The sequence below is a fragment of the Parablautia sp. Marseille-Q6255 genome, assembly GCF_951230155.1.
In the GTDB taxonomy this organism is placed as follows: domain Bacteria; phylum Bacillota; class Clostridia; order Lachnospirales; family Lachnospiraceae; genus Choladousia.
In genome coordinates, this window is sequence record NZ_CATNVD010000019.1 from 30,363 (window position 1) to 45,846 (window position 15,484).

10 protein-coding genes are annotated in these 15,484 nt (G+C 49.8%); 7 read left to right on the forward strand and 3 right to left on the reverse strand.

Features of this window, described 5'->3' with window-relative positions:
• Positions 1 to 45 precede the first annotated feature (45 nt).
• A complete protein-coding gene (locus QOX44_RS14815; RefSeq protein ID WP_283684215.1) occupies positions 46 to 2,172 on the reverse strand; it encodes a DUF5722 domain-containing protein in 2,127 nt (708 codons plus the stop codon).
• 156 nt (positions 2,173 to 2,328) lie between these two features.
• Between QOX44_RS14815 and QOX44_RS14820 the strand changes: the two genes are divergently transcribed.
• Both QOX44_RS14820 and QOX44_RS14825 read left to right on the forward strand, forming a co-directional pair.
• Entirely contained in the window at positions 2,329 to 2,775 is a 447-nt protein-coding gene (locus tag QOX44_RS14820; protein WP_283684217.1) for a MarR family winged helix-turn-helix transcriptional regulator, read from the forward strand.
• A 72-nt stretch (positions 2,776 to 2,847) separates the two neighbouring features.
• Positions 2,848 to 4,182, forward strand: a complete 1,335-nt coding sequence (locus QOX44_RS14825; protein WP_283684219.1) for a citrate/2-methylcitrate synthase — start codon at positions 2,848 to 2,850, stop codon at positions 4,180 to 4,182.
• A gap of 137 nt (positions 4,183 to 4,319) precedes the next feature.
• On the opposite strand, the gene QOX44_RS14830 is transcribed toward QOX44_RS14825, so the two are convergent.
• On the reverse strand, positions 4,320 to 5,768 hold the full coding sequence (locus tag QOX44_RS14830) for a sensor histidine kinase (protein ID WP_283684220.1): 1,449 nt from the start codon (positions 5,766 to 5,768) through the stop codon (positions 4,320 to 4,322).
• Positions 5,765 to 6,442 (reverse strand): response regulator transcription factor, encoded by a 678-nt coding sequence (locus tag QOX44_RS14835; protein ID WP_283684223.1) that lies wholly within the window; start codon positions 6,440 to 6,442, stop codon positions 5,765 to 5,767. The genes QOX44_RS14830 and QOX44_RS14835 overlap by 4 nt, the downstream gene beginning before the upstream one ends.
• A gap of 845 nt (positions 6,443 to 7,287) precedes the next feature.
• On the opposite strand from QOX44_RS14835, the gene QOX44_RS14840 reads away from it, so the two are divergent.
• From QOX44_RS14840 to QOX44_RS14860, 5 genes are all read left to right on the forward strand, one after another.
• Positions 7,288 to 8,589 (forward strand): transposase, encoded by a 1,302-nt coding sequence (locus QOX44_RS14840; RefSeq protein ID WP_283684225.1) that lies wholly within the window; start codon positions 7,288 to 7,290, stop codon positions 8,587 to 8,589.
• Between the two features lie 371 nt (positions 8,590 to 8,960).
• On the forward strand, positions 8,961 to 11,228 hold the full coding sequence (locus QOX44_RS14845; RefSeq protein ID WP_283684227.1) for an extracellular solute-binding protein: 2,268 nt from the start codon (positions 8,961 to 8,963) through the stop codon (positions 11,226 to 11,228).
• 54 nt (positions 11,229 to 11,282) lie between these two features.
• Entirely contained in the window at positions 11,283 to 13,541 is a 2,259-nt protein-coding gene (locus QOX44_RS14850; RefSeq protein WP_283684229.1) for an extracellular solute-binding protein, read from the forward strand.
• Positions 13,542 to 13,558: 17 nt separating this feature from the next.
• Positions 13,559 to 14,467, forward strand: coding sequence for a carbohydrate ABC transporter permease (locus QOX44_RS14855; RefSeq protein WP_283684231.1), 909 nt, complete (start codon positions 13,559 to 13,561; stop codon positions 14,465 to 14,467).
• 66 nt (positions 14,468 to 14,533) lie between these two features.
• The gene (locus QOX44_RS14860; RefSeq protein WP_283684233.1) at positions 14,534 to 15,481 is read left to right on the forward strand and encodes a carbohydrate ABC transporter permease; all 948 of its coding nucleotides are present in this window, start codon (positions 14,534 to 14,536) and stop codon (positions 15,479 to 15,481) included.
• Positions 15,482 to 15,484: the final 3 nt, after the last annotated feature.

The window sequence follows — 15,484 nt, forward strand, 5'->3', positions numbered from 1 at the left end:
AGAGGCGGGACTGGCTTTTGGAGCAGCTCATATGGAAAAAGCCAGTCAGGATTTTCCTCTGACCGGGAGGGTCATCTCGAGGGAAGCATTGCTGTTCCAGCCGCCGCTTACCGGGGCTATTGTGACCTGTATTTTTGTCACAGATCTGCGGTATTTCCAGTTTGCAAGGGAGACGCCAAGGTGTACCGGCGTATTTGCAGGGATGATACAGGAGCTTTCCAGGATATTGCGGTCGCTGTAAAAACGGAGCTTGACGCATACCTGTGAGGCGGTGGAGCCATTTACCCGCAGGGTCGTGTAAAACATCGGATGCTTTTTGAAGTTCAGTTTTTTGTCAAATTTCTGTACAAAGCCCCACAGGCTGTTGCGGTTGCGCCCTGCATCGTGCGTGACCCGGAGTGTTCCTCCGGCAGAAGACATACCGGAGGAGGCGCCATACTGCTTCCAGCCTGACGGTACTGCAGCGCTGCGCTGATATCCGGCAACCTGTCTTAACGGTGCGGAGGCGATCTGTGTTTTGCTGTAGAGCTTTTTATTAAAATGCGGGATCACGTCTGACCATTTGTCGATGCCGATCACGGAGAGCGATGGCGCGGTGACCTGTGTGGAACGGTTCGTGTCCATATATTTGAAGACATTCCAGGAATCCTTTTTCGTCCCGGCCCATTCCTGCCGTCCCGAGGAGGTATCTGTTGTCCAAAGGCCAAGGCTTAGTCCCTGTGCGACCTCGACATTGTGGTCCACATGACGGTTCATGATGAAGGAATCGATCATGCTGTCAGACTCGGTGAGGTAGTAGCTGTAGGCGATCGCAGCAGACTGCTCTTTTTGAACATCGCTGCCCCACTGACGCGAGGTGTACCCCTGCTCAGAGAGGATAATGCGTGTGCTGCTTCCGTATTTCTGGCGGATGTATTTTGTCAGGATCCCGATATTTCCCATATTGATGACCGGAGTGCTTGGGGAATCTGTGATCTGCCCGTTCGTATTGAGCCAGAATCTGGGCTCTGTCAGCGGAGAGCTGTACGGATGATAGGCCAGATTCCAGCGGATATTTCCCTGACTCTTTAATGCGGAGGCGAAGGCATCCAGCATTTTTCTGGCTGCAAAGGTACCGGGCACGGTGTTGGTATTCCACAGATGATCCAGCGAAATATAAATGCGCGCTTTGGAATAGACGCTGGTTACGGTATTGTATGTCAGGCGGAAGGCGTCTGCATAGATGCGCGCATACTGTGTGAGTGTCTTTGCGCCTGCGTAGTTATAGACCTTGTAGTTGTTGACTTCATTTCCTACGATCCAGTTGACGATCCGGCCGTGCTGTGCCGCTGCAGTCGTATAGCGGGAGGCGAGGAAGGAGATCGCAGCCTCCAGCTGCCTGCGCGCTGACTTTTGTGAGGTATTCCAGGCATAAAAGCTGTGACCGCTCTCCCGTCCGGACGGATAGATCAGGTGTGTCAGATCATCCCTCCAGCCAAGCAGGAGGACGGCGCTTACGACCGCTCCATGCTCAGAAAGTGCGGTGAGCTGTCTGTCGTAGCTGGATACGGTCCCGCGTCGGAACCAGTATGTTTTGCCCTGATACGTATACGGGATGGAGAGCGCCTCGTTTTGTTCATGCGCAGCTGCGATCAGATCGGTGAATACGATGTTGATCAGAGCATGGTTTACATTGAGCTCTTCGGCATCCTCGAGCATATCAGCACTGACCTGCAGTCCCTTTTTGGAGGCAGCGGTCGGAAACGCATACTTATAGGACGCGGCTTTTTTCGGATTGGAAATGTAGCGCGCGTTGCTGATCACGGAGTAGGTGCCGTCTGCATTTTTGGAGGCCAGTACGAAACGGGAGTACATCCGGCTCGTTGGCTTCGCGGCGTCAAGCGGGACCGTGAACGTCATTTTTTTCGCTTTTTTCATGGACTGTACAGGCTTCATGTTCTTTTTGATCTTTTTGTCAGAAAGAGAAAGTGCAAAAAGGTAGCACCTTTTACCTCTGATCTTTTTGGGATTTTTGATGGAAGCTGTGATCCGGACTTTTTTGGAAGAGATCAGCTTGCAGCTGGTGATCTGTGCCGGCTGTGACGCAGCGCCTGCCTGTATAGAGGCCGGGAAGGCCAGCAGGAAGATCAGGAGCGGAAACAGGATCAGAAGCTTCCTGGTATGTTTTTTCATAGGGATACCTCCATATTCAGATTTAAAAATATTATAACAGTTGTTTAAAAACTTGTAAATAAATGCATGCTTGCCAAAATTGGGAAGCCGTGCTATATTAGTTTAAAAGTAAACAATCACAAAGGAGGGCCGGCAGGACCGGTTTGTGAGGGCAGCATGGAAGGGTCAGTAGAGGTATTGTTACATGGGACGCAGTTTAAGCATCTGCTTTCCAGCAGGATGGAGGGGCTGCGGGAGAGATACGGACTGAGGAAGATTGATGTGGAGATCCTGTATTATCTGCACAGATGCGGGGACAGAGATACCTCCACAGATATCAGGGAAAAATATCAGTTTACCAAGGGACATATCTCCCAGTCTGTGGAACGCCTTCAGGAGATGCATCTTCTGGAGGGAGTGCCGGATCAGCAGGATCGGCGCTGTGTGCATTTTCGTCTGACAGATGAAGCGGACGGGCTGGTAAGCCACATCAGCGATATGTGGGATGAGATGACTGCCATTATTTTTGAGGGAGTGACAGAGGAAGAAAAGTGCGTGCTCCGCCGGGTAGCGGGAAAGATCGCACGTAATATGGAGCTGGCAACGGACCGCCATTCCGAATAGGCGGCGCAGCCTCGCCGGGCGCTGTGACTGGCGTCTTCGGGGCGGGGAAGCAGAGAAAAGGAGACGATGCGTATGAAATATGAAGAGAACATTTTACGGTATGCACAGCAGCAGCAGGATATTTGCAGAAAAAATGATACGATCTCCGATACATTATTTGAAGAGTACGGAGTAAACCGCGGGCTGCGTGACAAGTCCGGAAAGGGCGTCCTGACAGGTCTTACCAATATATCTAAGATCATCTCATTTAAAAAGGAAAACGGGGAGCAGGTTCCGTGCGATGGTGAGCTGTGGTACAGAGGCTATAATATCGAAAACCTCGTGCGTGATCTTGGAAAGGATAAGTTTGGATTTGAGTCTACTGCATACCTCCTTTTATTTGGCGAGAAGCCGGATGAGCAGCAGCTCCAGGAGTTTGGAAAGGTACTCGCGGAAGGAAGAAATCTTCCCACCAATTTTACGCGCGATGTGATCATGAAGGCGCCGACGAAGGATATTATGAACTCTATGACAAGGAGCATCCTGACGCTGGCATCCTATGACGATGACGCGACCAATACAGAGCTTTCCAACAGTCTGCGCCAGTGTATCCAGCTGATCAGTATCTTCCCGATGCTTGCAGTATATGGCTACCATGCATATAACCACTATGAGAATAATGACAGCATGTATATCCACAGACCGGATCCGAAGCTGTCCGCGGCGGAAAATCTTCTGATGATGCTGCGCCCGGGCAAAGAGTACACAGAGATCGAGGCGCATGTGCTTGATATTGCACTGATGCTGCATATGGAGCATGGCGGCGGTAATAACTCTACCTTTACTACGCGTGTCGTGACCTCCTCCGGTTCCGATACATATTCTGCGATCGCAGCGGCAATGTCTTCTCTGAAGGGGCCAAAGCATGGCGGAGCGAATATCAAGGTTATGGAGATGATGGAGGATATCCGTACGAATGTGCGTGATTTCCGTGATAAGGATGAGATCGAGGCTTATCTGACAAAGATGCTTGCGGGAGAGGTCTTTGACCGTAAGGGCCTGATCTACGGTATGGGACATGCCGTCTATTCGCTGTCTGACCCGAGAGAGCGCATCTTTAAGAAATTTGTGGAGATGCTGGCTACAGACAAGCACCGCGATGCGGATATGGCGCTTTACAATAATATCGAAGAGATCGCGCCGAAGGTGATCGCGAAGAAGCGCAAGATCTTCAAGGGTGTCAGCCCGAATGTGGATTTTTACAGTGGATTTGTGTATCAGATGCTCGGTATTCCGGTAGAGCTGTATACGCCGATCTTTGCAGTGGCACGTATCGTTGGATGGAGCGCGCACCGCATTGAGGAACAGATCGGTATGAATAAGATCATTCGTCCGGCTTATTTAAGCGTGATGAAGGAAAAGGAATAAAGCGCTGCGGCTGCAGGATAAGAAAATATTATTTTAAGATAAGATGAGGGTACTGCAACATACGGATTTTATGTATGCTGCAGTACCCTCGATTTATTTGTATGCGGTCCTGCTGCAGTATACGGCAGAACCGCCGGTCAATATTCGAGCACTACGGTAAAAGTCGCTCCTCCGCCCGGTGTATCCGTCAGCAGGAGCTGTCCGTGATGCAGCTGCGCGATCTCCTGTGCGATGCAAAGGCCTAATCCGAAGTGGGATTTATCGCGGCGGGAAGAATCAAGCCGCTGAAACCGTTCAAAGACAGCAGCTTTTGAATCGTCCGGAATCCCGGGACCATTATCGATCACGGAAAGGTAAAGCGCATTTTTTCGCGGCGCGAAGCTCTTTGCGCCGGAATCCCGTGAGGATGAAGATCGCGCTCCTCCTGCCAGGAAATCAGGCGTATCTGTGGACAAAGACAGACAGACACGTCCTCCGCGCGGCGTATAGCTGAACGCATTGTCTATCAGTATGGAGAGAAGCTGACGGATGCGTTCGGCATCGCAGCAGACAGGCGGCACACTGTCTTCCGGCAGCTCGATATCAAAGCGAAGTCCCTTTGCCAGCGCCATGGATTCAAAATTTTCCCATGTCTGAAGCAGCAGGGTGTCAGGCTCTGCCTCCTGGAGCTGCATGCTCCAGGTATGATTATCTGCACCGGCAAGCTGGAGCATATCGTTGATCAGACGCGACATCCGGCTGCTCTCGGAATCCAGCGTATCAAGAAACGTATCATCACACGGCATCAGGCGGCTGCGGACGGCGGCGATATTGCTCAGGATGACAGTCAGAGGGGAGCGCAGCTCATGGGAAGCTGCAGCGACAAACTGTATCTGTTTTTTCCGGTTTTCCTGGATCGGCCGGATCATCCGTGCAGTAAAGAACCAGAAAAATATGCAAAGAGCCAGAAGGGCAGCCAGATCTGCAGCTGCAAAAGAGATCCTCTGGTGAAGGATACGCGCCCGCATAGGAGCGAGCGGATGCAGCACGATTGCGCTTAGTACGCCTGTTCCGCGCGGAACGACTGCGGCAGACGCATTGTAGGGATTCCCCGCTTTATCGTAAACCGTAAATTCAGCATGCTGTCCCAGCATTCCGGCAGATGAGGGATCCTCCAGATCGATCGCGTGCTCCTGCCTCGCTGTGCGGATCGTCTGCTCTGCGAGAGCATCCATCTGAGCATCTTCTGTAATCTGCTGATAAAACAGAGGTATCCCATTGTCAAAGAGCCGGATGGTAAACTGATAGTGAAATTCCATCTGACGGATCCAGTTGTGTGAGAGCGCTGTCTGTACCTCGAGATTTTCATACAAGGTGTTCAGATTAGTCTGGAAGGCAGCCGCTTCCTGCCCCCGTATGCCGGATTCTGAGATAGACAGACAGATCACAGTAAGCACGGCAAGGACCAGTCCGGTGATCGCTGTACACAGCGCAGTAAGCTGTATGTGGAGCTTTTGTATCATGCCAAAGCGCCTGAAGGACTGCAGGCTCAGATGCTGCAGGAGACCGCGTTTTTTTTCAGCCCCTTTTTTTGTGTGCTGTGTCATGGCGTTGCCTCCAGTCGGTATCCGATGCCGCGCGCAGTCTTTAGCTGCACCGTGCTGCCGACTGATTTGAGTCTGCGCCGGATAAAATGAATGTAGTTGTCAAGATTTCCTTCCTCGATCTCGCTTTCCGGTCCCCAGACACGGCCGAGGATCGTGGCGCGGGGGAGTGTCTGCTGTGGGTTGTTAAAGAACAGGGCAAGCAGCGCTCCCTCCCGTTTGGACAGCGTGCAGGATTTCCCGCCGCAGGTCAGCAGGCTTTGCTGTACATCAAAGGTCAGGTCGCCAAACGTGAGCGCGTCTGTCTCATGGAGGCGCTGCGGCCGGCGGCAGATGCACCGGATGCGCGCCATGAGCTCCTCAAAAGCAAAGGGTTTTACGATATAATCATCTGCTCCGCAGTCAAGTCCGGTGATCCGTTCATCGAGACTGCCAAGCGCAGTCAGAAAGAGGATCGGAACCGTGCAGTGCGCCTGTCTTGCCCGGCGCAGCACCTCCATCCCGTCAAGAGACGGGAGCATCCGGTCAAGCAGCACGAGATCGTGGCAGTCTTCCATCAGATAAAACAGCCCTTCCTCACCGTCATTGCAGACGGTCACAGAAAAACCCTGCTGCTCCAGAAGAAGGGAGAGGGAGCAGCAGAGCGCTTTGTCGTCTTCGATTAATAATATGCGCATAAGAAACCTCCCGATAATAAACAAGTATATCACAGGAATCTCTAAAAAGTCTTTAAAAATGCGGGAGAGCTGGCGTCATATTTGTCTGTATAACCAGTAGTAAAAAAATATAAAATAAACGAATATTAGCTCGATACAGGGGAAAAACAAGGCAGCGGCACGATAGTAGTCAGGCTGCAGTTGAACTTCTAAAGAAAAAGCATTGATAATATGATTGATACTCAGCAAAAGGTAAACAAGAGGTAATACTATGCTTTCCCTGGGTTTTTTCCTTTTGGCTAACAGAATCTGCAGCAATGTAAATATTAGAATAATAACAAAAAAGGGTATTATCTGCTTCATAAAGCTCCTCTCTAATAAAAACGATAGTTAATTTTCACGTGCTGATGACGATAAGTACCGGTATGTAGTATATTTTTTATACCAATAAATAAGTTCAAAGACAGAAAATAGAAAAACAGGAGGAATAAAAACGCAAGTATTGTCATTATGTTCATTCCGATGCGAGTAAGTTGACAGGCTATATAAAAAGCAAAGACTAAAAAGGCAAGAGGAATGCACCCGCCTATATAGTGCGGAAATTTTTTATATGCAAAAATGCACTGAATTATGATCGAAAAAATAAATAAAAAGAACCATGTTTTAAGCATGTATTTTCTCCTTTTAAGTTTGACTGATATAAGAGTTAAAATCCAGCTATCATCGGAACCACCTCCCAAATAATGTATTTATAGCCATGAGCAAAACTCCACACATTCAGTATTTATGCGGGTTTGCGAGGCATGGCAACCTCATTTATCACTTCAAATTTATAGTAACAATCAGCTCCAAATGGTACAATTAAGTTGTCAAAATCAATTCACCGAAAGGAGCTGATTGTTATCTATCGTCAAGAAATTTTGAAAGACATTCGTCTTTTCACTTCACAACCAGTTGCAAAGTTTTATGATTCTCTTTTTCTGAATCTTGATTTATCCTTTGTTCCAGAATTCCCCAAAACAGGAAGGAAAGGGTTTTCAAATCACGCTATGATTTGTTCCTTTATTGTCATGAAATGTGAAGGTTTCTCCATGATTTCCGACCTTGTCGATTATCTTCACAATAATCTTCTGATTGCTCATTTTTGTGGCTTTGATATTTCTCGTCCGCTTCCTTCTTATTGGACTTTTGATCGCTTCCTGAAAAATTTCGATAATGAAGTTCTCTCTAAAATCATGAAAACTCAAGTGCTACTCCTTTCCAAAGAAGGTATCGTAGACACTTCTTTTATTGGCTTAGATTCAACCCCGGTCTCTGCAAATACTTCACAGAATAATCCGAAATCTTTTCTCTCAAATAAGTTTAAACCCGAAAATCAACCAAGGGCTGATTCAGATTGTAGACTCGGCGTCCACACTGCATCCAATCAAACGAACGAGAAAAAATATGAATTCTATTGGGGCTATAAAAATCATGTCCTTGTAGACTGTATTTCAGGTCTTCCTATTTATGAAATGACCACAACCGCGGAAGTTCATGATGCTACCGTTGCTTTGGATATCCTTGCTGATACCCATTCCTTTCAACCAATAACGGACTGCATATTCCTTGCCGACAAAGGTTACGATGTCAAAAATATCTACAATCAGGTTAAGGAACTTTACAATGGAGAATGTATTATTCCATTAAACAAACGTAATACCAAAAATCCGAAACTTCTTCCTCAAGGGAATCCCATTTGTGAAGCAGGGCTTGCCATGTGGAAGGATGGTAAGTTTTCCGATCGTGGTCGTACCCGCCAAAAGTTTTGTTGCCCTTTAAAATCAAGTAAAGATACCGTTTGCCCATGCCACCACAAAAATTTCTATAATGATAAAAAGCATCGTGGCTGTACGAAATATCTCACCCTTCCTGATGATTTAAGACTTTCCATTGATAGGGACAGCAAATATTTTAAAAGTAATTATTCACTCCGCACAGAATGTGAACGCTATAATTCGCGTTTTAAAAATACTGGTCAGGAGCGGATGTGGGTAAGAAATAAAGCGTCTGTTACAAACTTAAACACACTTGCCCATATCAGTTTACTGGCAGTTGCAGTTGCCGCAATCACTAGCCATTCCGGTCAGTCTTATCGCAAACTGAAAACTGCAAAACGAATTGCGTGATTCAAAAATTCTCATAGTCTTATGTTTTCGTAAGTTTTGGACTTACGTTAGCTTTGCTATGCCATAAAATCGCAACCTCAAACTTTATAGAAGCTGGCTGCCAAATTCTACTTTTGAATCAATGTGTTTTGCTCATCTCTAATGTATTTACTATATTGATTATTATAAAGTAATATCTGAAAAAATACAATAAAAATATAAAGAAAAAAATAAATTATTAAAAATAATAAAAGATGTAAAACATATTTTGCATAACAAATGTACATTTTATTGGAAAAACTAACGGGTTTAGAGAAAGCTTAGAGAAAGCAGTGCTACACTGATGCAGAAATGAAATAGCAGAAAGCACAAAAAAGAGGAGGTAAATAAGAATGAGACAGGGATGGAAACGGACGCTGGCAGGTATGCTGGCAGGTGCCGTATGTGCAGGCACACTTCCGGGTGTGCCGCTTATGGCAGAAGAGACAGAGGCGGCGCGCGGGCGTTATCTGGAGTCTGATGCAGCGCTCCCGGAAGGGCTGTTTGCGCGGGATATAGAACGCATGGAGGATGGAAGCCTTGCTGTGATCGGAGAGACACAGGAGAAATATGCTGTCTACAAAAGTACAGACGGGGGAGCGTCGTGGGAGGAACAGTATGCACTGGACTGTGCAGAGGAGACAGCTTCCGCTTTCTGGGCGGATGTCAGGCTTTCACCGACCGGCGGCGGAGCTGCAGTGGTGATGAAGGAACAGGGAGAGGCGCAGCAGGGGGAGGCATTTGATATGGAAATTTCCCTCCTGACCTTTGATGATTCCGGGGCAGTGCAGGAAAAGGTCGTGGAGGATGGCGATCTGCGGCTGCTGGAGTATACGGGTCAGGGAGAGCTGATCGGACTGACCTATAATAATGGTGCCGCTCTGATCGACCCGTCTACGGGGGAGCACACGGTAGAGATGGTTTCTGAGTTTGTCAATGCATTTGGCGTGTGCGGCGAGGAGGTGCTTTTACTTCTGGATGAAGAGGTACAGCGATATGATCTGCATACCGGTGAGCCGCTTGCACGGGATGAGGCGCTCAATGAGGCGCTGTATACAGGCAGCCATGCAAAGCCGGAGGGCTATATGCAGACGACTACGACAGGTTCTCCGATCCTGTTTTCACAGGATGAGGAGGGGCGGCTGTATTACTGCATGGATCAGGGGATCTTTTCTCATATGATGGATGGAAATGTGGTCGAGCAGGTCATAGACGGCTCTCTTGTATCCCTGTCCGCTCCGAACGTGAGCCTGCTGGCAATGGCTGTCCTCGGAGAGACATTTTACGTGCTGGAATCAGAGGATGGCGCGACAACGAAGCTGTTAAAATATGAGTATGACCCGGATATATCGAGTGTTCCGGAGCGTGAGCTAACGGTATACTCTCTGATGGAAAATCAGCAGATCCGGCAGGCGATCGTGGGATTCCAGAAAAAATATCCTGATACGTATATTAATTATCAGACAGGAATGAGCGGTGAGGACGGTGTGACAGTCGCAGATGCGCTGCGTACGCTGAATACAGATATCCTGGCGGGGAATGGGCCGGATGTGCTTTTGCTGGATGGCATGTCGGTGGAGACGTATGCATCTCAGGGCGTTTTGATGGATCTGTCTGAGGTAGTCGCAGAAGCAGCAAAATCAGAGGGCTTACTGGAAAATATTACGGACGCATACCGCACGGAGGAAGGGCTTGTGGCAGTTCCGGCGAGGTTCAGTATGGAGGTCATCACAGGGCTGACACAGAACAATAAGGTGGATGCGACCTTTGAGTCGCTGGAAGCGCTGGCATCCCAGCAGGGCGTACTGGATGCGTTTGATATTGTGAACCTGCCGGAGATCCTTTACCCGGTATGTGCAGGAAGCTGGGAGAACGAGGATCATACGATCAATCAGGAAAAGCTTGCAGAATTTGTAAATGGCGTCAAGGCGGTCAGTGACGCATACCGCGCGGCAGCCTCTGAGGAGACACTGGAGCGGATGAGCAAGTATGAGAACGGGGAATTTTCTGCATGGTCCGATCTGTTTTATCCGGAGATCGATCTTGTTCAGCTGGGACTTTTGGATCTGCTTGGCGGCGGCACACAGCTCAAGCTCGGCTCACTCGGGAGCATTATCAGCTATGCGGGAATCCTTTCTGTAGAGTCAGAAGCGGGGGCCTGCCAGGTGCAGCCGCTTGCGATGCAGCAGGAGAATGTATTCTATCCGTCTGTGATACTCAGTATTTTGAATACAACCAAAGAGCAGGAACGCGCAGGACAGTTTGTCGCATATATGCTTTCGGCTGATGCGCAGAATGAGATCCAGGGGCTTGGATTTCCTGTAAATAAAACATCATTTGACAATCTCCTTTCGGAAAATCAGTTTGAGGATGGCGCTTATGGTCTTACCTCCAGTGATTCGGATGGAAATATGGTAGAGCTTATGTATGAATGGCCGTCACAGGAGGAGATGGACGCGCTTCGCAAGATGGCAGAGTCCCTTACCACATGTGCGGATACGGCGCAGATCAAAAAGGACACCGTGATCACAGAGGTGAAGCGGTGCATGAGTGGGGAAATCAGCGCGGATGAGGCAGTGAACTCTATCATGCAGAAGCTGAACCTGTATCTGGCAGAATAAAGGCTGCCGCAGGAAGAGAGAAAACAGGAAAAGGGTAAGAAGAGGGGGAGTTGGATGAAAAGGTGGCGCGAAAGGATCAGAAAAACAGCAGTGGGAGCAGTATTTTCCGGCATCGCAGTGTTTCACGCGCTGTCCGGCTGTGTATATGCCGAAGAAGTGCCGATGGGACGTTTTGTCTGTGAGCAGGCAGGATTTCCAGAGCTTTCGGATGGAGAAATGGCATACGATATTGTACAGACGCAGGCGGGCGTTCTGCGTCTGGTAACGGGAGGAGGACAGACAGGCGTGACGCTGTGGGACAGCAGCGACGCAGGGCAGACGTGGCAGAAGGCAGGCAGACTGCCGGAAGAATACGGCGGCCTGTATTATCTTTCGATTGCGCTTTGCGAAGACAGCGGCGGCGCGGCTCTCGCCTTAGACGGAGAAAAGCAGTATTATATTCCGTTTGATGCGCAGGGGAACGCGAAAAGGATAGAACAGCCGGAGGATGCGAATAGCTGGAGCCTTGCGTTTTCGCAGGATGGCCGTGTGGCAGCGCAGTCGTACAGCGGTGAGCTCTCTGTCCGGGACAGAGAGACAGGAGAAGTGGAGCAGACGCTTGGCGATATCGGAGCGGATGCAATGGCAGTCTGCGGGGAAGAAGTGATCGCGGTTGCAGGGAAAGAGGTGTTCCGGTATGATCTGAATACCGGTGAGCCGCTTGCACGGGATGAGGCCCTGGAGCAGGCACTGTTCGATTCGGGGGAAACGTATGAGATCACGACGTCGTTCGGACGTCCGGTGCTCTTTGCAGGAGACGGGGCAGGACGGATCTACTACTGCACGGCAAAAGGAATATTTTCACATATCATGGAAGGCAGTGTAGTAGAGCAGGTCATAGATGGTGAAATGACAGCGCTCGGGGATCCATCGACACAGCTTCTGGCTCTGGAGGAGGCAGACGGGTCATTTTATGTTCTGACGATGGGGGATGCAGGTCAGACATCCCTTTTGCGATTTACCTATTCGGATAATGTACAGAGTGTGCCGCCGGATACGGTGACGGTATATTCTCTTGAGGAAAATGATACGGTCCGTCATGCGGTATCTCAGTTCCAGACAGAGCATCCGGATATATATGTAGAATATCAGACGGGGATCAGCGCAGAGGATGGAGTGACTGTCGCGGATGCGGTTCGGACGCTGAATACACAGATTCTGGCAGGAGAAGGGCCGGATGTGCTGGTACTGGACGGGATGCCCGTGGACGACTATGTGGAGCAGGGAGTGCTGGCTGATATTAGCGGGATACTGGGTGAGGTAAGCCAGTCCGAAGGGCTGCTGGAAAATATCGTCTATGCCGGGCAAAAGGAGGACGGCAGTGTATATGCCGCTCCGGTACAGTTTTCCATGGTGGCTGTGGCGGGAGCGCCGGAGACGGCGGCACAGCTTGGCGGGGAAGGCTCTTTGGAAAATCTGAGAGAGCTTTCCAAAGAGGCAGGTCTGCTTTCCTGGAGCAGTGCATCGTGCCTGGCAGAAAGTCTGTATCCGGTATACAGCATGGGATGGAAACAGGATGACGGGACACTCAATGAAGCGCTGATCGGCCAGTACATCTCCCTGTGTACGGATGTTTACCAGAATGTGGAGGCAAATGCAGATGCCAGTGAAAGTGAATTGCTGCAGATGTACCGCGAGTACGAGGAGACACTGAAGGCAGAGCAGACGTATTACGATGATTATCCCGTATCTGAATCGAAATTCAATCTGGCGCGCGCAAAACGAAAGCTTTCTGTCGGGGCTCTTGGGGATATGATGGATTATATCTCTCTTCTTTCGATAGAAAACGAAGCGGAAGGCTGTGTATTCGTCTTCCCGGAGCAGGAAGGCGGCGCGGTCTTTGTCCCATATACGATGATCGGTATGTCAAGTACCGCAAAGGCAGGAGACCACGCACAGGAGTTCATCCGCTATCTGTTTGGTGCGGGCGGAATACAGGCCAGTACCTATTCGAGGTTCCCGGTCAATAAGGCGCTGTTTGACAGTATACTGCATCCATCCGAAGAGACAGTAGCGCAGATCGAACAGACGACATACGGGGAGGACTCGTATGAAATTGATGATCCTGTCACAATATTCTGCAGATGGCCGTCCGAAGAGGAGCTGGATGCGTTTACGGACGCAGTAAACGGTCTTTCCGTATGCGCGGACATGGATCGTGTACAGCGCGATACGGTGATCGCGGAAACGAAAAAATCGATGTACGGAATCTGTACAGAAGAAGAGGCAGTGAGCTCTGTCATGCAGAAGCTGAACCTGTATCTGGCAGAATAAAGGCAGGAAGAGGAAGAATGAGAAAAAAAGGAAAAGCCGGTCGTGTATGCCGGAAAACTCAGAAATATCCGCTATCTGGGCGCAGGGCAGTCAGGCGGGAGTTTGCAGGGCTTCTCTTCCTGCTTCCCGGTCTTGTCGGAGTCCTCTGCTTTACCCTGCTTCCTTTTTTGGAAGTAATAAAGCGTTCCTTTCAGAGTGCAGTCACACAGCAGTGGGTGGGACTGAAAAATTACCGGGAGGTGTTTTCAAACGCAGCCTTTCGCATGGCTGCGGAAAATACGCTGCGGTTTACCTTTATCTGTATTCCTCTGCTTGTTGTGTTCTCTCTTGTACTGGCCGTTGTCCTGCAGAAGCTGCGGACAGGGAAAAATACGCTAAAGGGAATGTTCCTGGTGCCGGTGGCTGTCCCCGCGGCTTCTGTAGTGCTTGTCTGGAAGGCTTTGTTTCATTCAAATGGCCTGCTGAATGCGGTGCTGGAACGCTTTTGTGCAGAGCCGGTGAACTGGATGGGCAGTAATGCTGCATTTGCGGTGCTCGTGATCAGCTATCTGTGGAAAAATATCGGCTATGATATGGTGCTGTGGATGGCAGGGCTGTCCGGTATCCCGACTGCGATCTATGAGGCAGCCCGTGTGGACGGGGCAGGAGAGTGGAAATGCTTTCTGAAGATCACACTTCCCAACCTGAAGCCGGCGCTGTATACGATCTCGGTGCTGTCCTTTTTAAATTCCTTTAAGGTATTCCGGGAGGCGTGGCTGGTTGCAGGAGATTATCCGCACCAGAGCATGTATCTGATCCAGCATCTGTATAATAACTGGTTCCGTGAGCTTTCCTTTGACAAGATCGCTGCGGCTGCGGTGATCAATGCGGCGCTGGTATTCGGACTGATCCTGCTTTTGCAGAGGGCGTGGGACAGTGAGGTATAGCGGCAAAACGGCGGGCAACTGAAAGGATAGTATGAGAAAAGGCAGCGCGGGGGAACGGTGGGAAGGATGACTGGAGCAAAGAAAGGGCGAAGTGTGATGCAGGGCAGTGGTAAAAGTAAAAGAAAAAGCAGCAGGAAGAGAAAAATCCAAAGAAAAGAGCGCGGCAGCGGCAGTGCCGGAAGGCTGCTGGTGTATACGCTGCTTTTTCTGCTTGCGGCAGTGATTTTTTTTCCTATTGTTTTTGCAGTGGGCGGAGCCTTTATGCAGCAGTGGGAGCTAAAGGAGTATCTGGGGTCTGTGCTTGGCGGAGCGCAGGGGATGGCGTCCTGGTCTCTTGTGCCAAAGGCGCCGACTCTGCAGCCGCTTGTCGAGGTGCTGATCGATTCCCCGCAGTTTTTTGTGATGTTCTGGAATTCGATGAGGATCTCTGTGTTCATCCTGATCGGGCAGATTGTATTCGGTGTGCCTGCAGCGTGGGGGCTGGCGCGTTTTTCTTTTCCGGGGAAACGGCTTTTATTAATGCTTTACATTGTCCTTATGCTGATGCCGTTTCAGGTGCTGATGCTTCCGGAGTATCTGGTGCTGGATGACCTTTGCCTGCTTGATACACACTGGGCGGTTATCCTGCCGGCAGTATTTTCTACCTTCCCGGTATTTATCATGTACCGGTTTTTCTGTGGGATCCCGGAGGCAGTGCTGGAGGCAGCGCGGATCGACGGAGCGGGAAACCTGCAGATTTTTTTGCGGATCGGGATACCGCTTGGCGCGGCAGGTATTGTTTCTGCCTCGATCCTCGGATTTTTGGAGTCCTGGAATATGATTGAGCAGCCGATGACCTTTTTAAAGACAAAGGCGCTGTGGCCTCTGTCTTTGTATCTGCCGGAGATCGGTCTGGAGGAGGCCGGAGCGGGGTTTGCCGCAGCGCTTCTGATGCTGATCCCGGCGCTGCTGCTGTTTCTTTCGGGACAGGAGTATCTGGAGCAGGGAATTACCGCTGCTGCGGTGAAGGAATGACAG